Origin of the sequence: Sphingopyxis sp. Q841, from assembly GCF_052384365.1 — a bacterium.
Taxonomy (GTDB): Bacteria; Pseudomonadota; Alphaproteobacteria; order Sphingomonadales; family Sphingomonadaceae; genus Sphingopyxis; species Sphingopyxis terrae_A.
Genome location: NZ_JBQSUM010000001.1, coordinates 478491 through 500499 on the forward strand (window position 1 = coordinate 478491; position 22009 = coordinate 500499).

A 22009-nucleotide genomic window follows, 5' to 3' on the forward strand; every position below is an offset into this window, starting at 1 on the left:
GGCGCCCCCTAGCAGGCTTTGCTTGCCAATCTCTTCCCTTTTGCACCATCATTCAGGCGATGGCCGCAAATTCCGCCCCGCCTGTCGCTCCACTCACCGACGGTCACGGTCGGCGCATCAGCTATTTGCGCCTGTCCGTTACCGATCGCTGCGACCTCAGATGTCGGTATTGTATGGCTGAGGAGATGCAGTTTCTGCCTCGATCCGCGGTCCTCAGTATAGAAGAAATGGGCGTACTTGCCGAACGCTTTGTTGCGCGCGGCGTCCGCCGTATCCGCCTCACCGGCGGCGAACCGCTCGTACGGCGCGGGATCGATCTGCTCGCGGCGCAACTGGGCGCGCTCATCGGCCGCGGGCTCGACGAACTGACGCTGACTACCAACGGCATGCGGCTGGCCGACCATGCTTCGATGCTTGTCGAAGCGGGGATTCGCCGCGTCAACGTCAGTCTCGACACGCTCGACCCCGACGCCTTTCGCCACATTACGCGCGTCGGCGAACTCGCTACGGCGCTGCGCGGCATCGCCGCAGCCCGGGCCGCCGGGTTGGCGGTGAAGATCAACATGGTCGCGCTGGCAGGGCTCAACGAAGACCAGCTTCTGCCGATGCTCGACTGGTGCGCCAACGAGGGCTGCGATCTGACCCTCATCGAGACCATGCCGCTGGGCGAGGTCGCCGATGAGCGCAGCGATCATTATATTCCGCTCCACCATTTCATCGCGCCGCTGCGCGCCGATCGCGCCATCTTTCCGGTCGATCGCCACACCGGCGGCCCGGCGCGCTATTTCGGGATCGAGGACAGCCCGGTCACGCTCGGCCTGATCACCCCGCTCAGCGATAATTTCTGCACCAGTTGCAACCGCATCCGCCTGACGGTCGAGGGGCGCATCTATATGTGCCTCGGCCAGGACGACCATGTCGACCTGCGCGCCGCGCTGCGTGAAGGGAGCGATGTCGATGGCTTGATTGATGCCGCATTGGCTGGCAAACCCCGCGCGCATGACTTTCAGATCGAACGAAAGTCCACACCGGCGGTCGCGCGTCATATGAGTGCAACGGGCGGTTAGATCACGCCCCAGGGGGACCAGATGCAACGCAAGATCGCGCTCGTCGCGTCGAATGCGCCCGCGGCGATGGAGGCGGAGGCCGAGCTTCGCCCGCTTTACGATTTCGTCGATCTTGGCGAAGCCGACATGCTCATCGTGCTCGGCGGCGACGGCTTCCTGCTGCACATGCTGCACCAGCTTCTCGATCAGCGGCGCAGTCTGCCCGTGTTCGGGATGAACCGCGGCACCATCGGCTTCCTGATGAACGAATTTCGCGTCGAAGGGCTGATCGACCGTATCGCGAGCGCCCGCCCCTTCCTGATCCACCCGCTGCAGGGCGATATCACCACGATCAGCGGCGAACGGCACATCCTGCCGGCGATCAACGAAATTTCGCTGCTGCGCGAAACGCGGCAGGCCGCGAAGCTTGAGGTGCTGATCAACGAAAAGCAGATGCTCGAGGAACTTGCCTGCGACGGCGTGCTCGTCGCGACCCCGGCGGGTTCGACCGCCTATAATCTGTCGGCGAACGGCCCCATCCTGCCGCTCGAATCCGAAATGCTCGCACTGACCCCGATCAGCCCGTTCCGCCCGCGACGCTGGCGCGGCGCGCTGGTTCCCGAATCGACGCGCATCCGTTTCAACGTCCGCGAAGCCGCCAAGCGGCCCGTCAGTGCGGTCGCCGACCAACGCGAAATCCGCGACGTGAAGACCGTGCTCGTCACCACCGATCGCAGCCGGCCGCTCACGCTGCTCTTCGATCCCGATCAGGGGCTCGACGAACGTATCGCGATGGAACAATTCATCGTTTGACCGCTTGCGCGGCCGCCGGGCGCGGCTAGCATCGCCCTTTCACATGAATGGGGGAATTTCATGCGTCTGACCATGCTTGCTCTTTTGCCATTGCTCGCGTCGCAGCCGGCCTTCGCCGAATCGTGGCGGCTTGCCGCCTATTCCAGCAACGCGCCACAGCTTGTCTATCTTGTCGATATCGATTCGGTGCAGCGGTCGGGCACCACCGTCACCTTTCGCCAGCAGACGCTCTACGAAAGCACGACCGATACGCGCGATTTCGACCGCACGATGACCACGCGGCAGGCCGACTGTGGTTCGAACACGTCATTCATGCGCGACAGCAGCTTTTACGTCGCCGGCAAATATCTGGATACCGAAGCGGGGCCGTCGGACTCGACCACCGCGCAGTCGGGATCGGTGCTACGGCAGCTGATCGATACGGTCTGCGGCCGCTCGGACTATTTCTCGCCCATCCTCCCGGCGCCCGAAAGCTGGGTGCGCGAAAAATTTCGGTCGGGCTTCTGAACGATCCGTAAAAATTGCCGTACAACCCCCTTGCAAAATGATCCGCATGGCGGCAAAGGGGCCGCCTTGCCCGCCTCGGCGGGCTGCTCCTCGGTAGCTCAGCGGTAGAGCAATCGACTGTTAATCGATCGGTCGTAGGTTCGAATCCTACCCGGGGAGCCATTCACTTAAATCGCTGAAGCGGAACGCCGAACCGGACGACAAGCCGATGTTCGTCCAGTATCGCGCCTCCAGAGGCGACGCCTATCGGGACTGCCGACGAAATTCCTGCGGCGTCATGCCGGTGTCGGCCTTGAAGGCTCGGTTGAACGGGCCGATCGAACCAAATCCGCAATCCAGCGCAATCGTCAGGATCGGCAAGTGGGCGAGCGCCGGATCGACCAGGCGGCGCTTTGCCTCTTCGATGCGGTAGCCGTTCACCATCTGATTGAAATTGGGGTAGCCAAGCGCACCGGTAATGCACTGGGTCACCTTATATTCGGGCTCACCGGTAACCCGTGCCAGGTCGGCAACGCGCAGATCGGCCTCGGCGTAAAGGCTGTTCTCGCGCATGAGCGTGATCAACTGCGCTTCAAGCCGGGGGTCCGACGCAACGGGTTTCCGCGAAGCGCGCGCCTTCGGATCGACGAGCGGATGCCGTTTCCGATGGCCGAGGGCCAACCCATAGCCGAATACCGCCGCGATCGCGCAAACGACCTTGACCGGAATGCTGAGTTGGGATGCGGCCGACCCGTCGGGCGCCCCGTCGACGGCCAGGACCGCCACCGCCAATATGGCTGCGTAGATGCCTGAATACAGGATGCGGAAGCGCCGTTCGGATTTGTCGCTTTGCGCGCGCAGATCGAGCAACGGTTCGGCCACCGCCATAAGCAGCATGGCGGAACTCCCCAATCTGGCAAGATTATCCAGGATCCTGAGAGGCATGCCGTCTGCCGGCACCAGCGATGTCACAGCGGACGCGATCATCACCATCAGCACCGCGGCGACCGGCCACCAGTCGCTTCGCGACGGAGATTCGCACCGGAAAAGCGATCGGGTTGCCAGCCACGACCATCCGCATGTCGCATTACCCAGGATCGCAACCGCGTCGACGGCCATACCCAGCCGCGATGCCAGCACGGACTTGAGGCAGAATGCGAGCGACGCACAACAAAAGGCCGCGCCGTAGAGAAGCGAAAGGTCGATCCTCATCGGGTCCGGTCGCTGCGAACGAATGCCAGGCTGCAAAATCGACGCCATCAACGCAGAACCCTTAAAGACTCCGGACAGAAACCACGACGCTCACCGGATCGGTTGGCCTCGCATGCCCCCCATCGGCAATCGCACCCTGCAACAAGTAAACCGCGGGGGGCGATCGGCAAGCATATTCGGCGGCCCGCTGGCCCGTGCGGCGGATCCGATGGCCGAAATTTCATCGGCAATGTGAGGCAATCGACGCAAAAAAACATCGCCGAATTCCAAACCGGCAAGACTAGCGGCGCCAAAATGACCGATCCGGCGGGTGGCCCGAGCGGAAACGGGGACGAAGGAGAGATGGCCGACCGGCCCGCCTCTTTGCAACGACCCGACGATCCGTGGCCGCCCATATTTTGGACTTAACAAGGTCATGCGATGAAGAGTCTCACGGACATACCGGTCCCTACCCGCCTCAAACTGTCGACGCTCTGGACAGCAACAATGTTCTGCTATGTCTATGGCGACTATTTCGGCCTCTATACCGATAACAAGCTGGCATCGATGGCGCAGGGAAACATCGGGCCGCTTGGACCCGCAACCCCTGGAACGCTGGTTGCCGTTTCGCTGATGATGGCGATCCCCGCGCTGCTGATCGCGGCGACGCTCTATCTCCCGGCAGCAATTTGCCGCTGGAGCAATATCGTATTCGGCCTTTTGTATACCGCTATCATGGCGATGACGCTGCCGGGTGCCGCGGCATTCTACATCACTCTGGCGATCATCGAGATGGCGCTCACCGCCGCGATCGTCATTGCCGCCTGGACGTGGACTACCACCGAAGGAGGCCCGGAATGAGCGCGGACGCTTCGCATGCCCGCCTCGCCGGATTCCTGTATCTGGGAACGATAGGCTTTGGCGTTTACGCAGAAGCCGTCGCCCGCGGCGCCTTGATCGTGCGCGGCGACCCCGCCGCAACCGCTCAGGCCATTTTCGCCTCGAGATCGACATTCCGGCTCGGGATGATCGCCGATCTCGCGATGCTGGGTTGCTATATCGGCGTCACCATTCTCCTGCATGGCATCTTCCGCAAGGGAGCGCCGCGGGTCTCGGCCATAGCCGCTTCTTTCAGCCTGATCGGCATCGCGATGCTCGCATGCGATACGCTGCTGTCGGCGATGATTTTGCGGCTCCCGGATTTGGGGCAGCCGTCATCCTCGCTCGCCGATTGGGTGTATCTGCTGCTGCGCGTCCATGGCGACGGCTACAAGATCAGCCTTGTTTTCTTCGGCGCTTATTGCCTGCTCCTTGGCTGGCTCATTTGGCACGGACGCGCGATGCCAAGAGCCATCGGCCTTCTCGTTGCTGCGGCGGGCGCATGCAATCTCGTCAACAGCCTCGCCTGGCTCGGAGCGCCGCTCCGGGCGGCGCAGCTTCCGCAATATTTCACCCTGCCCACCCTGCTCGGCGAACTGGCGCTCGCACTGTGGTTGCTGGCGTTCGGCATTCGCGAGCGCGAGGCGTAACATGCGAACACAGAGCGAAGCCGTTCTGCCCGAGCAAGGCCGATGAGCGCTCCCGACAAGCGAGGCGAATTCGGGCGCGATCGAAATACGCCTTGCGAAAAGCCGTACGCGGCGTCGCTCCGCGACGCCCTTCGAGCCAGGGAGAATTCCAAATTGCTCATTGTCGTCGCAGCCGACGGTCATGCGGTTGCGCAAATTCGGGCTCTGGCGTCGGCCTGCCTCGAAATCGACGATCGTACCAATGCCGGCGCCTGTCCCGAGATATCGCCGGTCGAGTCGAACATGAGGGGATTGCGGGACGGTCTGACGCAAAGGCAATTCGAAATCGCCCTGGGCGTCATGCGCGGCCTGTCGAACAAAGGCATCGGCCGCGAACTCGGTATTTCGCATTTTACCGTCCGCAACCATTTGTCGCGGATATTGCTGCTCCTTGGCCTTTCTTCCCGCCAGGAGCTCGGCGACTATCTTCGCGCGCGGCTAATTCAGCCGACGTAGCGGCCCATCGGCTGGATCACGTAACGCGCCCCGACTTGGCGCCACGGCATGAAGTTATAGGCGAGCAGCATCCCGATGCGGTTTTGGAAAAGCGCTTCGATATCATGCGTCCATTTGCCCGCGAGCCACACCCGAAAGGCGATCAGCAGAAGCCAGATCGTCTTCCACCCGACCTCTATTATGTCGCGCGATCGGCCCCGAATGATATCCGGAAAATGGTCGCGCTTGCCTGCCTTTTTGCAGCTCCGTCGAGCCCGCCTATTTCGCTGCCCGGTAAAATTTTGCCTTGGCGGGCAAGCGATTGGCAGAGCAAAAGGTCCATGCGTCGCCCACCCCAACAAGCTCAAACGATTGGGGTCCGGTGATCCTGTAATCCTGTGTGGCGGGCATCGGCCGTCCATCGATGTCGGGGCAGCTCTCGGTTTGCCGAAAGGCGTTTGTGCTCGTCATCTTCAGGCTGGTGAACTTGCAGCTGTTGCCGCGCTGGACGATCCGGTCCTCGGCTAGATAAATCGCGATGTCGGCGAAGGGCTTTTCGCAGGTTGAGATGCGCGCATCGACATAATAGCCGACCGGCAGCGGCAGAATGCGCGACTGGCCCGGACCTGCCGCTCCCCCAGCATTGGCCACAGCACCGCGTGGGCATTGTTTCTCCAGCGTTCGGATCGCCGCCGTCGATCCGGCAAGCGAAAGCGCCGTCAATTCGGTCCATTCATCGCCGCCGTCATAGCTTGCATAGAGCGAAAGGTCGCTGTCGGCGCCCATCAGCAGGCCGCGGGCGACGGGATCAAGCGCGCCGCTGAAATCGGGCTTTCCGGCTTCGGGGCTCAGGCTTTGCGTCGCCTCGCTGCCTTCGCCGGCGCTTCGAAAGCCGATCAGCAGGGGCTTGCCCGGCGGGGGCAGGTGCAGCCCCTTGGCCGGCACGATCGTCATCGCCACGCCGCCGCCCGGTTGGCAACGAAGCCCCACCGCGGTGAATTCGGGATGCCCCGTTACCGCGGCGACGGTGCCGGCACCGCCTCCTGCGACCTGCCAGCGCGCGCTGTGAAGGGCGGGCGGCGGCCCGGCGTCTTCACCGGTTGACGCCGACAGGTCGGCATCGGTGCCGCGGCGCCGTTCAACCACCGCCCATTTGCGTCCATCCCACCGCAGGACTTCCAGGCACATATCCGCCCCGACGCTTCCGCACACCGTCCCGTGAACCGAAAGGCCCAGCCCGGTGCGCCCCTTTCCGTCGAGCTTCACCGCCTGCCAGTCCCGGACATTATCGTTGAAGATTTCGCGATAGCCGTTGCGGTCGGACCCGAAGATGGCAATCATGCATCCGGCGGTGCCGCAATAGGCCGAATAGCCGGCGTTGGAGCATCGCGCACTGCTGTAATCCACCACCCAGTCGGGCTTTCCGTCGCCCGTCACCTCGGTCTCGACCGCGAAATGCGCGCGATCGGGAATGAATTTGCCGCCTTCGGCGCGGCATTCCTGTTTCAGACTGTCATAGAGCGCCTGCACCTCGCGCGGCCAGACCTTTGGCGTCGCCGCGGGTTGCGACTGGACGAGCGCGAGCAGCGGCAGCAGCATCGACGATGCCGTCATCAACGGGCGGATCATGGGCGTCCCTCCGCCGTCATAACGCAACGATGGCCAGAATGTGCCCGCATGATCGCTCCCTCTCTATCGACCCGGCCCTTCCGCCAGGTGTCGCCAGAGAGCTAGCGAGCGCGATGCCGCAAAGTCTTCACGCCGTTCTAAAGATTATCTCAAGCCAGACCCGCCTTGCGCTCCAGCCTTACCCGCGCAATTGGGCGCGCAGCCGTTGCAACCGCTGTTTGAGTTCGGGATCTTCCGACGCCTTTGCCGCAGCCTCGGCCGTATCGAGCAGCGTACCGGCCTTGGCACGGTCGCCCAGCCCCAGCATCGTCTCGGCCCGCGCCGCGGCCAGAGTCGCGGCGAAATCGGGCCGCCCGGTCAATTCGGCAACCTTGGTTGCATCGACAAGCGAAAGGCTGCGCTGCGCTTCGGCAAACCGGTGGTTCGCAAGTTCGCACTCGCCCAGATAGAATTGAATCGTATGGGTCAGGCCGTAATCGGCGCCGAATGCTTGGCGGGCCTTTGCCGCCGCATCCACCAGGATAGGCAAGGCATCGCGACGCCGGTTCGTCTGACAGAGAGCCGACGCATAGTCATTCTGGCCGACAAGCGCCTGATGCGACAGCGATCCGGCCTGCGTAGCGGCCCCCTCCCAGACGCGCTTCGCTTCCACCGCTGCCTCGTCATAGCGTCCGAGAGCGGCGAGGCTCTCGAACCGCGTCGAATGCATCGCCAGCGTGAATCGATGATCGGGACCGAAGCGCCGTTCGAGCGCTGCGATCAGCGGACCGCTTTCGCGCAGCGCGCGCTCATGTTCGCCGAGCATCGACAGCGCCGTCACCCAGTGCTGCCGCGTCACAAGCGTGTCCGGATTGTCCGCTCCACGTATCCGGGTCGAGTCGGCGACGATAGCCCGCGCCACCGGTTCCGCCTCTTTAACCTTGCCCTCGCGTAGCATCACGAGCGCCAGCGAAGACCGCGCTTTCAGCAATTGGGTCGGCGAAACGCGCGCGCCCGGCGCCGAACCGATCGCGACCGCGCGGCGTATCGCGCGCTCGGCCCGCTCGATGTCGGCGGTGTAGGCATAAGCCCCCTCCGACTGCGCCAGCGCGAAGCCGATACGCCCGCTTTTCGCCCGGTCGCCGAGCGCTTTTTGCTCTTTGGCGATGGCGGCCCCTGCCGCCTCCAACCGTCCAGGCTGGCCCGAAGTTGCGTCCATATGGATGCTGCCGAGCCGGCCCAGGACGGCATCCTCGCTGTCGGCTTCCCCGGCCTTGCCGAACAGCGTGGCGGCGCGCGCATATTCGGTGCGGGCGGTGTCGAAATCGCTGCGCTGATAAAAGGCGCGCGCGACCGCGAGATGGAGCCGCGCGGCGGTGCCCGGCGAGCGGGCATAACGCGCGTCGATATTCGCGCTCGCGCGCTTCATCGCCTCGATGACCGTTTCGTCGGTGCTCGACTTCGCCGGATCGGGGCTGGACAGCACATCTTCGGCGATGAAGGCATAGCTGGTCTCGGCCTGATCGCGTGCGTCCAGTGCCGCACCGCGCTGATGCCAGGCATAGGCCGCCAGCGCGCTCGACGCGATAAAGCCGCCCGCGAGGCTCGCGATGGCGGCGCGGATCCAAGGACGCCGCGCGGCTTGTTTTTCCTCGAACCGCCGCGCTTCTTCGGCGGCCGCCGCCCGCCGCGCCGCCGCCGATGCGTCGGCTCGCCGACGGTCGATCGTCTCGAGCCGGTCGGCGAGATCGGCGGCGCTGGCCAAGCGGAGCGCCGGATCGCCCTCGGCCGCGGCCAAAATGTCCGAGCGTAGTACGGGATCGGCGATGCGGCCTTCCCAGCCGGGCGCCAGCGACGCCGAAAAATCGCCGACCACGAGCTGATAGAGGATCATTCCCAGCGCATAGATATCGCTTTTCGCCGTCGGCATCGCATCGCCGGTCAGCTCGGGCGCGCGATAGGCAAGCGTTCCCGACCGCGGTTCGTCGCGCGCCAGATCGGGGTCGAGCGATCCCGGATCGGTGATTTGAAAGCTGGCGAGCACGCTATCGTCGAGGAGGCGCCCGCTACCGAAATCGGCCAGCCGGATCGTTTCGCCGCCGTCCTCGGTCGCGATCAGGATATTCGCGGGTTTCAGATCCTTATGCAGCACGCCCAGATCGTGCATCCGCGCGACCGCGCGCGCGATCATCGCCGCGACCGCAATGCGCGTCTCGACCGCAATCTCCGCCAGCCCGCCCCGCTCGGACGCCCACGCCGTCAGATCGCGGCCGCCATAGCTATATTCGAGGAAGAAGGGCGACGCGTCGAAATTCCATTCGAGCAGCGCGGGAAGCGGGGCCGATTTGCCGAGTCCGGCAAAGAGCAGCCGAGTCAGCGCCGCTTCGCGTTTCAGACTACGCAGCCGGTCAGGCGCATCGGCGAATTTGAAGACGCGCGTCTCGCCGGTCTTGTCATGGCGCGCCAGCCAGACATCATCAGCGCCGCTATCGCCAAGCGCGTCGACCAGCCGCCATTGCCGGCGGCCGGGGACCGCGTCGCCGGCGGCAAAAGCAAAGCGCGGCGCCAGCGGGGACTCGACGCTTTCGATCGCAACCGGCGCGGCGAGCTTGTATCCGACCCGCGGCACCGTCTCGACAATCTGCTCGCGCGTTTCGCCGAGCGCCTTGCGCAATTTCGATATGGCCGTGGTCAGCGACCCCTCGACCACGGTGACGCCCGGCCACACCGCATCGAAGATCTCATCCTTCGTCACGACCTCGCCCGCGCGCAGAAGCAGCTCGTGCAGCACTTCGAGCGGCTTGCCCTCGAGCGTTACGGCATGACCATCGACACGCAGCGCCCAGCTGGCTTCGTCGAACTCTGCCCCCGCGAACTTCCAGAGCCTGCGCCTCCGTCGGGAAGAGCTTGATTGCGTCATGGCGACCCCCTGTCCGGTCAACTTTAGAAATTCTTTAGAGTAGCTTCAAGACTTTGAGGACCCACCAAAATAGCCCGTTCGTCACGCGAGGCATCCTTCGCAGGTGCTTCCGCTTTTCAAGCGTCCGGTGCGCGGTCCCACGGGTTCGTCCGCCGGCCTTTTTCGGGGGCGGTATATGAAGGGAAAGATACTCGGGTTCGATGAGGCGACCGGCAAGGGCGCGATATCGGCGGACGATGGCACGCGCCACAAATTCGATCGCGCCGACTGGCGCGGCGGCGACAAGACGCCCGCGCCCGGGCTCGTGGTCGACTTCGAAAGCGAAAACGGCGGTGCGCGCGAAATCTATCCCGTCGGCGGTTCCGCGATGGCCGCGCTCGGCACGATCGGGGCCGATCTCGGCGCGCTGACCGAGTCCGAACAAGGGGCGCGGATCGCCGCGTTGATGACCCGCTCGCTTGCGGTTCCGCTGGCGCTTCTCGTTCTCCTTGCCTGTTTCCTCTCCGCGCTCACCTCACCGGTTCAGAGCGCGACGCTGATCGGCCTTGGCAATGCGATGGACGATCTGGGTCGCGTTGCCGCGGCGCAGGAAATGCTCGGCGGCGGCAAATCGGGCTTCGACACCGTCCAGACGCTGCTCATCCTGCGCTTCGCCGCGCCGATCGCCGCGCTGTGGCTGATCTGGGCCGCATGGTCGGGCAAGTCCGAACGGCTGCCCATGCTGGTAACCGGCGCCGCATCGATCGTCGCGGCGCTGATGGTCGTCATGCTTCGTTCGGCGATCCTGTCGATGGTCCCCGATTTCGTCCGCGACCGGATGGCCGACGGGATCAGCCTCGGCATCGGCACATGGCTGCTGCTGCTCGCCGGCGCGGCCCTGATTGCCGCCGGACTCGGAAAGCTGCGCAACCCGCTCGCAAAGGACTGATACGATGCCTCACGCCAAGAAATTCCTGGTTGCCGCCGCCGCATTGTCGCTCGCTGGCTGCGGCGGCGGCGATCCCAAGCCGTCTGAAACGCGCGACCTGGCCGCGGGTGAAGGTCCGTCGGGTGCGATGACCTATTATGGCAAGAAGATCGAGGTCGATTGCGGCGGCACCGTGATACCGCCGCGCCCCGAAGGAAGCGCGGTCGACGACCTGCGCGGCCTCCGGCTCGGCGTCCCGCTCGATACCGCAGTCCGCTTCGTCCAATGCCCCGACGGCAAGGAGGCGGACAGCATCCTCCTCGAAGGGGACGGCCCCCAACTGTCGCGCGATCAGGCCGGCCTCAAGATCCGCAGCTTCGTGCGCGTCGCCACGGGCCAGCACAAGGCGCGCTGGAGCTCGACCGACGTGCTGAACTATGACCCGCGCAACCGGCTGGAGCAGGTCGATGCCGAATGGAGCCTCTATGCCGACGGTATGCCGGGGCAGGAGAAGCTTTATGCATTGTGGCTGACCCAGCCCTTCCAAAAGGGCGGTGAGCCGACGATCGCTTCTCAGCAGGCGGCGCTAGAACAAAAATATGGCAAGCCGTCGCTCACCGGCGATCGCGGCGAGATGTTCTGGCTGCGCGGTCCCGATGGCAAGCCGCTACCCGAATTCGACCGCGAAAAGCTGCGCGAATGCAGCGCCGGCATATCGATCTACGGGACGCAGATGAACTGGCGCCCCGACTGCGGGTTGACCATCGTCGCGATGATCGAGCCGGCCTATGGCAATCCGCAATTGGCGCAGGTCGTTCGTGTCGCGATGATCGATGCCGCCGCCTATTATGATTATGAGGTCAACCGCTTCCCGCAAGAGCGCGATGCGTACCGCGCGTCGCAAGCCGCCGATGCCGGCGCCAACCAGGGAGGCAAATTCTGATGCGCCGGATATTTCTGACATCGGTCGCGGCGCTTTGCATCACGCTCACCGCAAGCGGGTGCGGCGACAAGCAGGCCGCGGGCGGCACGGACGCAGGCACCGCGACTTCGGCTTCCAGCCAGTCGGTGACCGCTGCTGCCCAGCCCGCCCAACCTGCCGCCGCACCGCCGGAAAAATGCGACAGCTACACCGACGACCTCACCGATCGCGACTGGGCGATCATCTATTATGCGATGACCGGCCTTGCCCCACCGCGCGAAAAATGGGCGGACGAGGCATTGTCCGGCCTCGACCGGGGCCTCGGCGCCGAGGAGGCATGGAAGCGCGCGAACGCGCAGGTTGATACGCAGTGGAATGCGATCAAGGACGTCCGCTGCGTCACCCTGCGCACCCGCGCCGATCCCAAGGACTATGACCCCGGCCTCGGCGGCATCCCGCTAGGTGCCTTCGCACCCGACGCCTTCTATCCCTTCCGCGACGGGGCGATGCAGATCGCGCTCAAGTTCCGCAACGCGGACAAGGCGCGCGTATGGAAAATGTCCGCCGACAAGGCTGCGGCGCTCAAGGCCGACAGCTGGCTCGGCAATCTCGGCCTCGTCATCCGGGCCCGCCTCGTCGCTTCGCGACCCAGCGGCAACGGCGGCACGATCGAGGCCGAGGTTGTCGGGTTCGATCTGGAGCCTTCCGAATATAGCCGGATCGCCCGCGAAACCGTGACGGTGCAGCCATGAGCCGCGGCCTTTGCATCGCCTTCGGCGCGCTGCTGCTGCTTATGGTTGCGGAACCGGCATCGGCGCAGCAATCGGGCGTTGCGGCGACGCTCGAAAGCGGCGGCCAGACAAGCGGCTGCGTCGAATGGAGTCACCAGACGATCGCCAAGCCGGGGCACAAGAGCCCCGACCAGAAACTCGTCTACTTCCGGTTCGTCAACAAATGCGGACGCGAAGTCAGCGTCGTGCTGGTCAGCCAGACCGATGGCTATGCGGGGCGCGTCAGCGATCATGGGAGTATCACGCTGGCGCCGGGGCAGTCCTATGGCGACGCAAAGACGATCCGTAACTATCTGTTTTTCAATCCGCCGAGCGATAATTTCCTTAACTTCTGGGTGTTCCAGTCGGACGGCCGCTACAATGCCGCCCTCATGCCGAACATGAGCCGCTGCATCCCCGGCTTCCAGCCCGTGCGCAACAGCAAGCGCCAATATCCCGCCTGCCCTCCCCATTTCCGCTATTCGCAGGGATGACCCTTATGCGCCATCTTGCCGTCCTGACCCTCACCGGCCTTTGCACCGTGCTGACCGCGGCCGCACCGGCGGACGCGCAAACCGCATCGCCCCCCGCGACGCAGCGCGCCGACATCGAAACGCTGCAGCGCCTGTATAATGAACGCTTCGTCGCGACACCCTTTGCGGGATTATATCAGATCGATCGCCCCATCCCCTATTCGCCGCGCGAAACCGCGCCGATACTGGTGACGCGCGATGGCGAATACAGCTTCAACAACGGCAAGCTCGGCGCGCAGCAGGGCGACACGGGGGCGCCGCTTTCGGGGTCCGAATGGGGCGCGCTGGTGCTGCGCTGGCGCGACCAGATCCGCTATTCGGATCTGATCCAGCAGGGCGGAAACGGCCCGCTCCGCATGCTGCTTCTGTCCGCCTATGACTGTCCCTTTTCAAAGAAGCTGGAGGCCGCCCTTGCCGCCGCCGGGACGCGCTATGCCATCATACCCAGCACGATCGGAACCGCGAACAAGCCCTTCCTGCCCGACATCTGGTGCAGTCCCGATCGCGCCGCGACTTGGCGGCGCGCCATCAGCACCGGCGCCCTCCCGCCGCGGGCATCGCGAAGCTGTCGCTACGACCGTCGCTATTTCGAGACGTTGAGCGGCATGTTCGGGGGATCCAAGCCGACGGCGCTGTTCGCCGACGGCACGATCGTCGCGTCGCCCAGCCCCGCCTTCGTGAAGCAAAAGCTGGCAACGCTGTCCCGCCAAGGCATCGCCTTTTAGGGTCGGGGCCCAGCGCAGACGAGGCGGCAGGAGGGCGCGCTTCGGACCGCCCCCTCCTTCCCGTGCCAGGCTAGAATTCGCCGGCGATGCCGACGCGCGCCGCCGTATTCCGGCTCCCCGCATAGGAAACGCCTGCCGTGAAGGCGAAGGGGTTGTCAGTGCCGAACCGGTGCGCGATCGATGCGCCCACCGCCTGCTCACCGCGGAAGGTGGCGAGGTTGAAGGTGTAGCTTGTCTTGCCCGGTTCCGACGGCATCGGTGCGGGGACGAGCGCGACCGCGGCCGCAGTTCCGCGCTGTGCATCGCGGCGGTCGCGATCGGTGATCGCATAGAGGTCGCTGATCTGTGCACTGTGCGTCGCGGCAAGCGACTGGAGCGCCGGAAGCGCTGATCCGGCCATGCTTTCCAGCGACATCAGCCGATTGTCCTGCACGCTGTTTACCGTTTGAATAGCCGCAATCTGGCCGTCCTGGACCATATTCTGCGACGCGGCGGCATCGGCGGTCGTCTGTGCCGCTGCAGCGGCCGTTGCGACGGTCTGGACCTGACCGACGTTCGCCGCATCGGTCGCCGCCGTACCGGCAGCGACGTTCACGATACGCCGCTGAAAGCCCGCCGAGCCAACCGAAACCGTGTTCGCTTCATCGGCAACCGAACTGGAGCCGATCGCAACCGAGTCCGCCCCCGACGCTTTCGCATTCACGCCCAGTGCCGTCGCCCCGAGGGCCGTGGTCTGACTGTTCACGCCCAAGGCGACCGAATAGCCGCCGTTGGCGAAAGCCCCGGACCCCGTCGCCGTGTCGCCCTCCTTGATCGCGCGCGCGCCATAGCCGGTGGCAGTCGAGAAATCGCCCCCGGCAGCGGCGCCCTGGCCGAAAGCGGCGCTTGCGAGGCCGCTGGCAAGACTGTCGCGACCGACTGCGGTCGCGTTTTGCCCGCCTGCCGCGGCGTTGGCGCCGATCGCCACCGATGCCGGCGACGCGATCGTGTCACGACCAATGGCGATGCTGCCATCGGCCAGCGCATTCGCATTGTTGCCGATAGCGATGGCCGACAAGCCAAAGGCGTTGGAGGCGTTGCCCAAGGCGACAGCGCCGTCGCCGATCGCCTGATTGTCGGCGCCAATCGCCACGGCGCCGGTCCCGGTCGCGACATTCGGATCGCCGATCGCGACGGCGCCATTGCCGGTTGCAGTCTGCCCCTGCCCCAGCGCGACGGCGCCGTTGCCGCTTGCGGTGCTGCCGTCGCTTTGCAGGCTGCCATCACCGCTGGTGCCGACGCCCACCGCCGAATTGGAAATCGCGTTGAGGACGGCGTCGGTCATCGCGCTATTGAGCTGCGCGACGTTAACGGCATCGGTGGATTGCGTGCCGGCTGCGACTTGGACGATCTGGCGCTGCAGATTGGCGCTGCCGACCGATACGGTGGCATTACGGTCGGCCACCGATCCCGAACCCAGCGCGACCGCTCCGCCGGCGCTGGCTTGGCTGAAGGATCCAATTGCGGTCGCGTTGAGGTCGCCTGCAGTGGCAAGAAAGCCGACTGCCGTACTGTCTGGGGCCGTCGCAAACGCCGCATTGCCATAAGCGGTCGTATCGGCGCTGGTTGCCTGGGCATTGATGCCACACTGGAGCGAATTTTCAGGGTCGTCGGCGGTGCCGGGAAAATCGTCCGGCCCCGGATTCTGGACGCAGGGCACGGTCTGGGCATGCGCCGGCGTTGCTCCGCCAAGAGTCACGAGGATCGCCAATGGTGCGGCGGTGCCAAGAAGCCTGATGGTGTTTTTCATATCGATCGCTCTTTCATTCTGGGTCGGCGACGCACCGACCGGCTTGCAGGATTGCCGTGGCGACCTGTTACCGGCGCCATCGCTTCGTGAATCCGCCGCGGTCGCCCGGCGGGCGGGCGCAGCGGTGCGACACTCGGTAAGACGGGAAGCATCGCCGAAACCGGACAGGGCGGCCGGGCGATCTTCAATATTGTCTCGCGAACGTCCCCGAAATCAGGCATCTAGAGCGCGCGTCACGCCTCGAAAGCGGGATAACGGGAGACCGACGATCAACGATGAGAGCAAGCCGGCGGGCATCAAAGGCAGCGACGCCGACGCGCTGATCGCGACCCTGTACGACGAGTTGAAAACCATTGCCCGGCGCGAACATTACCGGGCCGGCGGTGGGCAGACGTTGCAAACGACGGCGCTGATCTCCGAAGCCTATCTGAAGCTGAACCGGCGTAAAGGCTGGGAGAGCGAACGGCATTTCCTGGGCTGTGCGGCAACCGCCATCCGCCACATCCTGATCGACGCCGCCCGCGCCCGCATGACGGCAAAGCGCGGCGCGGGCGAATATGCCTTTACCGAAAGCCTCGATTCGCTTGCGGCTGCGCCCGATGACGAAGATGTCGTGCGGCTGGGCGAGGCGTTGCAGCGGCTGGCGCGCCTCGACCCCAATCTTGCGCAGCTGATCGACTGCCGCTTTTTCGCCGGAATGACCGAGGAAGAGACCGCAAAAGTCCTGGGCGTCAGCGACCGGACGGTACGCCGCTGGTGGCTCCAGGCGCGCGCCTGGGTGCACAAGGAAATGGACGCGGGCTAGCCGGTCAAGCGCCGGCGCAATGCCGCGAAGGATTTGAGGTAGGATTCGCCCGGCGCACCGAGCGTGCGGAATATCTGTTCCGATGCGTCGGCCTCGCGCCGCGCCTCGGCGATCCGCCCCTGTTTCAGACGGATGATCGCCCGCGTCCGCGCTGCAATGCCCTGCGGCAGGCCGACCGGCCCCATGGCGGCGACCGGCGGCGCGACTTCGCCAACCAGCGCGTCGGCCCGTCCGGTGTCGCCTGCCTCGGCCAGGGCTTCGGCAAGGCCCAGCGTGATGACGAGCGTCGGCACCGCATCGGGGCCGAGATTGTCGATAGCCATCGGCCGCGCTTCGCCAAGGACGTCGCGCGCCGCGGCGAATTTCCCCAGCGCCAGTTCGGCGCGCCCAAGTTGCAACAGATCGACCGCCAACGCCGCCGATTTGCCGAACACCGCGCGGCGCCGGTCGGCAACGCTGCGAAACAGGCGTTCGGCCTCGGCGAGCCGGTCGAGCTTCATCAGCCGCACGCCTTTCAACTGCTCGATCGCCAGGCCCTGCGCGCTGCCCTGTTGCCCCGTCCGCGCGAGCGCCGCGTCGGCGGCGGCAAAGACCGCGGGCATCGCATCGAGCCGGTTCGCCTCGACCATATAGACGAGCAGGTTATTGTAGCGGGTCAGCAGTTCGCGATGATCCTCGGCATAGACGCGGTCGGCGTCGGGCAGGCTCGATTGCAGCAGCCGGATGGCGGTGTCGTAATCGCCCTTGCGCCGGGCGAGCTGCGCCCGGCCGCTCATGCTTTCCAGCCGTTCCTTGCGGAAACGCGCCGGGTCGGCAGCAAAGACGGCGTCGGCCGAATCGAGCAGCGGCGCCATGTCGTCGGTCCGCCCCATTGCGGCGGCGGTCGAGGCGAGGCGAAGCTTGATTTCTGCGGTCGCCACCGGATCGCCCGCGCCGATCCCGCGCGCAAGCGCCTGGCTGAGCAGCGCGTCGGCGCCCGCCGCGTCTTCCAGATTGACGTACAGATCGGCGAGCGTTGTAATCAGCGTTGCCGATTTGGCGCTCCTGTCGACCGACGCGACAAGCTGCGCCGCCGTCTGATCGAGCATCTGTTTGACTGTGGCCTCTTCACCCACCGCGCTGCTGGCAGTGTCGCGAAACATGACGGTCAGCATGCGGTTGATCGATTCCGATCGCCGCGCTTCGGCCAATGCGACATCGCGCTCGATCGCCGTCTGGCGCGCCTGCCACGCCGCCGCACCGCCGCCCGCCACGATAGCGAGGAGCGCGGCGGCCGCCGCTGCCGTCGCGACGCGGTGTCGGCGCAGGTAGCGCCCGATCGTATAGCCCGCCGAACCCGAGCGCGCCGTAACGGGGCGCAGGGCCATATGGCTGCGGACATCGTCGACCAGATCGCCGACGCCGCGATAACGATCCTGCGGCGCGCGGCGCATCGCCTTGAGCACGATCGCGTCGAGATCGCCCACGACCTCGCGCCGCCCGAAGGGAAAGCCGGGTGGCACAAGCGCACTCGGCAAGGGAGGATCGTCGTTCAGAATACGCCGGATCACCGACGGCAGCGCCGATCCCGGCTCGCGCCACGGGCTGCGACCGGTGAGCAGTTCGAACAACAAGACACCCAGCGCGTAGACGTCGGTCGCGACAGTGGGCGCGGCATTGCCGAGCTGTTCGGGCGCGGCATAATCGGGGGTCATCAGCGCGACCGTGGTTAGTGCCTCGCCCTCGCCTTCGATCTCCACAAGGCGCGCAATTCCGAAATCGAGCAGCCGCGCGCGGCCGTCGCCGTCGACCAATATGTTCGACGGCTTGAGGTCGCGGTGGACGATCAGGTGGCCGTGCGCATAGGCCACCGCCTCGCAGACGTCGCAGAATAGCCGCAATCGCGCCGCCAGATCGGCGTCATGGGTCCGGCACCAAGCGTCGATCGGCTCGCCGGTCACATATTCCATCGCCATATAGGGCCGCCCGTCGGGGGTTACCCCGCCGTCGATCAGCCGGGCAATCCCCGGATGCTCGAGCCCGGCAAGCAGGCGGCGCTCGCGATCGAACAACTCGCTGTGCGCGGCCGCTTCGGGGCGCAGCAGCTTGATCGCCACCTGTTGGTCGAACATCTTGTCGCTGCGGTGCGCGGCGTAGACCTCGCCCATCCCGCCGCGTCCGATCAGGCGGTCGATGGTGAAACCGCCGATGATCGCGCCTTCGGCAAGCGAGCTGTACGCGCGGCGCGGGGCGGTTTCGAACGACGACGGCGCCGCACCGTCCAATATCCCCGAATGGCGTGACGCGGCGAGCAACGACCGTAGCTGGCCGGCGATGAAGTCATCCTCCGCCGCCAGCCGACCGTCCTGCGCCGCCGGGTCGAGATCGATCAGTTCGGCGAACAGGGCCTGGATATGGCTCCATTCGGACCGGCTCGGCTGCCGCACCATATCGCCCCTCCCCTGGCGCATCATCGCACCTCGGTGCGAACCAGCACCGCTGCGCGCCGGCCGTCAAGCACCAAGTTTATGCGCGAGCGCGACGGCCTGCTCCTTCGACGCATCGCTGGCCGGCACCGTGATGATCGCGAATTTATCCTCGCCGATGAAGACATTGAGCGATTTGGTCATCGCGGCCCAAAAGGCCGCCTTGCCAAGCCCGCCGACCGTCTCGACATGACCGCCGAACCCCTTGAGCGTCTGCTCCAGGCCATTGCGGGTCAGGTTGATCGAACCTTCGCTATTGTCGCCGATTGGCGACCAGCGGAGCATCAAGGCGGCCGAACCGCCATCGGCAAGCTGATAGCTGCACTCGGAGGTGACCGCGGTCGCGCCATCGCTTTGGCTGACATTGCCCAGCCGGGTTTCGGTGACCGCCTGTCCGAGGATCGCCGCCATCGCCGCCTTGTCGACTACGGCGCAGGCGTCGGCGGCATTCCAGTCGCGCGGCGGCGCCGTCCCGCTCTTCGCCGCAGCCGACGAAGCCGCCCCCGCGCCATCGCCCTTGTCCGCCGCTTCGCCCCCACATCCTGCAAGCGTCAGCGACGCCGCGACGGCAGCCAGCATGATCGATCTGCTCATCCCCTAAATCCTTTCATTCGCAAGCGATGTCAGCGGCACGCGCCGGGGCGGTTCGCCCGCCGGTCCGCACTCATATAGGTTGCATAGCCAAGGCGGTCGGACTCGGTGAGACCGCGCGCAAAGCCGATCAGCTTGCCGCCGTCAGGGGTCAGCCCGAAATAGCCGCGCATCCGCCGCGGCGCCCCGTCGGGGCCCGTCTCCACCATGTCGAGCGTCAACACCCGGCCGTCGATGTGGCCGGTAACGCGCCCCGCCTGATATTCGTAACAGCCGGTTACCGTATTGCCGCTCTGCGTCAGGTTGAGCGTCCCCCAGCCGCTCCATCCTTCATAGCGTCCGGTGACATCCGGCAAGGTCGCCGTTGCGGTGAGCGGACGGCCATAGCCGTGAAAGCCGGTGAAGCCGGTATAATCATCGCCATAATTGCTCGCGATCGTCAGCCGCACCCAGCGGCCGACGGGGCGATGTTCGGGGTCGAAGCCGAAGCTCTGACCATCCTTCTTCATCTTCAGATCAGCGGCCAGGATCGGCACGAAGCCGCTGCGCGCCGATGTGTCGGACAGTTCGACGCGGATCGCCCGAGGCGACTTTTCGTCGCGATTGAGGAAGGCGGTGTCAAAGGCGATGCGCGACAGTTCGGTTCGCTCCGCCAGTTCGAGCACGAACACGGCGGGCCGCCCCGCTTCGCCCGTCCAGTCGGTCGTCGCCGATCCGTCGATCAGGTTGAGCGGGCTGCTGTCCATCGCCGTAAATTCGGCGTCGTCCGGAACCTGCACCAGCCGCGCGCCTTGCGAAAAGGCGAACAGGTCACTCGCTGGACCCGTTTGCGCGGCAACGGGCGCGGCGAGCGCAAGCGCGAAAATCATTGCTCCAAGATATCTCATTTCTTCTGCTTCCTTTTCTTTGCGGTTTCGACAACCGCGCGCAGCAGCGGCGAAACGCCGCCGGCGACCGGCGCCTCGATACCCACGGCACCGGTTAGCGGATCGATCCGGTCGCCGATCCGGTGCAACGCATCCTCGGCATCGACCGCTTCCGCGTCGCGTTTCTCACCCAGCAAATCGCGCCCCGCCGCACCGGCGCCCAGATCGCCGAAGCGCCGCCGCGCCGCCGCCTGACCGACCGGGTCGCTGCCAGCCGACCAGCCCTCTTCTTCGGGGCGGTCGGGCGCCCCCGCCTTGGCCGCACCATCCGAATTGCCTTCCGGCGGCGCGTCCCGATTGCTCCGATCCGATCCGCCATTGTCGTTGGCGTTGCTGTCGTTGCTGGCCGAGCGATCTTCGCTATCGGCGCCCGACTTGTCCTTCTGGCTGTTCGGGGCTTCGCGTCCGGAGTTGTTTGCCGGCGCCTCATTCTGGTTTCGATCGACCGACCTGTCCGATCCCGAGCCCCCCGAATTGCCCCGCGCAGGCAGGTTTCTTGCCGATCCGCCGGCGCTGTCGCGGCCGCCGCCTGCATTTCCATTCTCGGCAGAACCACCGTTAGAGCGCCGGTTGCCGTTGCCATTGGCGTTTTCGGACCGACCGCCGCTAGCGCCGCCGAAGGAGTTGAGTGCGCCCTCGATCCCGGTGCTGCCCGAATTGGTGCCGCCCTGCGCCGAGTTGCCGCCGCTGCCACCGTTGCTGTTGCCGCCCAGCCCGGCCGCCGAATTGAGCAGACCGGCGCTGGCCCCCAAATTGCCGTCGCCGGCAGAATTGCGGCCGGAACCGCCGGTGGGTCCACCATTGCCATTATCGGGCATGACGACCGCACGATCATAGCCGCGCTCGACATCGGCGGCCGACGCCCCGCCGGTACTGCCAGGACGGGATTGGGGGGTGCCCGCCGCTCCGCTGCGCGGCCCGCCCGCGCCCGGCAAAGCCCGACCCGAACCGTTGCTCAAGGCTGCGGCATCCCGATTGCCATCGCGTGCGTCCAAGGCTGCGGAAGGCTCTGGCGTCTGTCCGATCCCCGTACGCGCTGAGCGATTGGGGATATGCAATATCCTAGTCGGCTGTGCCGCGACGGTGGGGACGCCACTTGCCCGGCGCGGCGCCACCACCGGCCCGTTCGGAGAGCTCGCCTGCGCCGATTCATCTTCGGGTGGCTCGCTCGCTGCGGCGAATTGTGCGCGGGATTCGGGCGCCGAACCAAGCGCGGCAACCAATGCCAATGCGGTCCAATAACCCGGCCTTACCCAGTTCTGCATCGTCTTCCTCCCATCCCGTCCTCTTGTCGGACCGGCGGCACAAGGCATGCGCAGCGATCCGACAATCCGTTAGACGAGACGGCGATGCAAAAGCGGACATGGGCCGCGGAGATCGATGCCCGGCCCGCCCCGTCCCCGCTGCCACGCGACGTTTCATCAACGGAAGCGCACGGGTTAGGCCCGTGCCGCGATGATAAGGAGTAGGACAAGCGTTGCGTCCGCAGCCGGCGAGGCTCTCGATCGG

Annotated in this window: 21 protein-coding genes and 1 tRNA gene; 13 read left to right on the forward strand and 9 right to left on the reverse strand. The window is 65.5% G+C overall.

Annotation, left to right across the window (positions count from 1 at the left end; all coding sequences use genetic code 11):
* Positions 1-59: 59 nt before the first annotated feature.
* The 4 genes from moaA (at position 60) to ACT17R_RS02465 (ending at position 2528) form a co-directional block, all read left to right on the forward strand.
* On the forward strand, positions 60-1067 hold the full coding sequence (gene moaA, locus ACT17R_RS02450) for a GTP 3',8-cyclase MoaA (RefSeq protein ID WP_062900368.1): 1008 nt from the start codon (positions 60-62) through the stop codon (positions 1065-1067).
* Between the two features lie 21 nt (positions 1068-1088).
* A complete protein-coding gene (locus ACT17R_RS02455) occupies positions 1089-1859 on the forward strand; it encodes an NAD kinase (RefSeq protein WP_062900369.1) in 771 nt (256 codons plus the stop codon).
* Between the two features lie 60 nt (positions 1860-1919).
* Entirely contained in the window at positions 1920-2366 is a 447-nt protein-coding gene (locus ACT17R_RS02460; protein ID WP_444808909.1) for a surface-adhesin E family protein, read from the forward strand.
* Between the two features lie 87 nt (positions 2367-2453).
* Positions 2454-2528 (forward strand) — tRNA-Asn (locus ACT17R_RS02465).
* Between the two features lie 81 nt (positions 2529-2609).
* Here ACT17R_RS02465 and ACT17R_RS02470 read toward each other — a convergent pair.
* Positions 2610-3557, reverse strand: a complete 948-nt coding sequence (locus ACT17R_RS02470) for a helix-turn-helix domain-containing protein (RefSeq protein ID WP_444808910.1) — start codon at positions 3555-3557, stop codon at positions 2610-2612.
* Positions 3558-3977: 420 nt separating this feature from the next.
* On the opposite strand from ACT17R_RS02470, the gene ACT17R_RS02475 reads away from it, so the two are divergent.
* Genes ACT17R_RS02475 through ACT17R_RS02485 form a run of 3 tightly spaced genes read left to right on the forward strand, consistent with a single transcriptional unit; the run spans position 3978 to position 5560 of the window.
* Positions 3978-4397 carry a DUF6326 family protein gene (locus tag ACT17R_RS02475; protein ID WP_444808911.1) on the forward strand — a complete coding sequence of 140 codons (420 nt, stop codon included), beginning with the start codon at positions 3978-3980 and terminating at the stop codon, positions 4395-4397.
* A complete protein-coding gene (locus ACT17R_RS02480; RefSeq protein ID WP_444808912.1) occupies positions 4394-5065 on the forward strand; it encodes a DUF4386 domain-containing protein in 672 nt (223 codons plus the stop codon). The genes ACT17R_RS02475 and ACT17R_RS02480 overlap by 4 nt, the downstream gene beginning before the upstream one ends.
* 42 nt (positions 5066-5107) lie before the next feature.
* Positions 5108-5560 carry a LuxR C-terminal-related transcriptional regulator gene (locus ACT17R_RS02485; protein WP_444808913.1) on the forward strand — a complete coding sequence of 151 codons (453 nt, stop codon included), beginning with the start codon at positions 5108-5110 and terminating at the stop codon, positions 5558-5560.
* Here ACT17R_RS02485 and ACT17R_RS02490 read toward each other — a convergent pair.
* From ACT17R_RS02490 to ACT17R_RS02500, 3 genes are all read right to left on the reverse strand, one after another.
* Entirely contained in the window at positions 5548-5691 is a 144-nt protein-coding gene (locus ACT17R_RS02490; protein WP_444808914.1) for a hypothetical protein, read from the reverse strand. The two genes, ACT17R_RS02485 and ACT17R_RS02490, sit on opposite strands and share 13 nt — an antisense overlap.
* 127 nt (positions 5692-5818) lie before the next feature.
* A complete protein-coding gene (locus ACT17R_RS02495) occupies positions 5819-7168 on the reverse strand; it encodes a hypothetical protein (RefSeq protein ID WP_217372485.1) in 1350 nt (449 codons plus the stop codon).
* 178 nt (positions 7169-7346) lie between these two features.
* Positions 7347-10067: a protein kinase domain-containing protein gene (locus ACT17R_RS02500; protein ID WP_444808915.1), complete on the reverse strand. Its 2721-nt coding sequence runs from the start codon at positions 10065-10067 to the stop codon at positions 7347-7349.
* A gap of 175 nt (positions 10068-10242) precedes the next feature.
* On the opposite strand from ACT17R_RS02500, the gene ACT17R_RS02505 reads away from it, so the two are divergent.
* The 5 genes from ACT17R_RS02505 to ACT17R_RS02525 are packed head-to-tail and all read left to right on the forward strand — an operon-like array spanning position 10243 to position 13924.
* Positions 10243-10995 (forward strand): hypothetical protein, encoded by a 753-nt coding sequence (locus tag ACT17R_RS02505; protein ID WP_217372487.1) that lies wholly within the window; start codon positions 10243-10245, stop codon positions 10993-10995.
* A 4-nt stretch (positions 10996-10999) separates the two neighbouring features.
* Positions 11000-11917 (forward strand): hypothetical protein, encoded by a 918-nt coding sequence (locus tag ACT17R_RS02510; RefSeq protein ID WP_186402477.1) that lies wholly within the window; start codon positions 11000-11002, stop codon positions 11915-11917.
* A complete protein-coding gene (locus ACT17R_RS02515) occupies positions 11917-12648 on the forward strand; it encodes a hypothetical protein (protein ID WP_444808916.1) in 732 nt (243 codons plus the stop codon). The genes ACT17R_RS02510 and ACT17R_RS02515 overlap by 1 nt, the downstream gene beginning before the upstream one ends.
* Positions 12645-13160 (forward strand): hypothetical protein, encoded by a 516-nt coding sequence (locus ACT17R_RS02520; RefSeq protein ID WP_186402479.1) that lies wholly within the window; start codon positions 12645-12647, stop codon positions 13158-13160. Before ACT17R_RS02515 ends, ACT17R_RS02520 begins: the two co-directional genes overlap by 4 nt.
* A gap of 5 nt (positions 13161-13165) precedes the next feature.
* A complete protein-coding gene (locus ACT17R_RS02525) occupies positions 13166-13924 on the forward strand; it encodes a hypothetical protein (protein ID WP_186402480.1) in 759 nt (252 codons plus the stop codon).
* A 70-nt stretch (positions 13925-13994) separates the two neighbouring features.
* On the opposite strand, the gene ACT17R_RS02530 is transcribed toward ACT17R_RS02525, so the two are convergent.
* Positions 13995-15713 carry a YadA-like family protein gene (locus ACT17R_RS02530; RefSeq protein WP_263587517.1) on the reverse strand — a complete coding sequence of 573 codons (1719 nt, stop codon included), beginning with the start codon at positions 15711-15713 and terminating at the stop codon, positions 13995-13997.
* On the opposite strand from ACT17R_RS02530, the gene ACT17R_RS02535 reads away from it, so the two are divergent.
* Entirely contained in the window at positions 15700-16518 is an 819-nt protein-coding gene (locus ACT17R_RS02535; RefSeq protein ID WP_263587518.1) for an ECF-type sigma factor, read from the forward strand. The genes ACT17R_RS02530 and ACT17R_RS02535 overlap by 14 nt on opposite strands.
* On the opposite strand, the gene ACT17R_RS02540 is transcribed toward ACT17R_RS02535, so the two are convergent.
* The 4 genes from ACT17R_RS02540 to ACT17R_RS02555 form a co-directional block, all read right to left on the reverse strand.
* Positions 16515-18947, reverse strand: coding sequence for a serine/threonine-protein kinase (locus tag ACT17R_RS02540; protein WP_263587519.1), 2433 nt, complete (start codon positions 18945-18947; stop codon positions 16515-16517). The genes ACT17R_RS02535 and ACT17R_RS02540 overlap by 4 nt on opposite strands.
* 63 nt (positions 18948-19010) lie before the next feature.
* Complete coding sequence (locus ACT17R_RS02545; RefSeq protein ID WP_263587520.1) at positions 19011-19577, reverse strand: hypothetical protein; 567 nt, start codon at positions 19575-19577, stop codon at positions 19011-19013.
* Between the two features lie 29 nt (positions 19578-19606).
* Positions 19607-20461 carry a hypothetical protein gene (locus ACT17R_RS02550; protein ID WP_444808917.1) on the reverse strand — a complete coding sequence of 285 codons (855 nt, stop codon included), beginning with the start codon at positions 20459-20461 and terminating at the stop codon, positions 19607-19609.
* Positions 20458-21459, reverse strand: a complete 1002-nt coding sequence (locus ACT17R_RS02555; protein WP_444808918.1) for a hypothetical protein — start codon at positions 21457-21459, stop codon at positions 20458-20460. Before ACT17R_RS02555 ends, ACT17R_RS02550 begins: the two co-directional genes overlap by 4 nt.
* Positions 21460-22009: the final 550 nt, after the last annotated feature.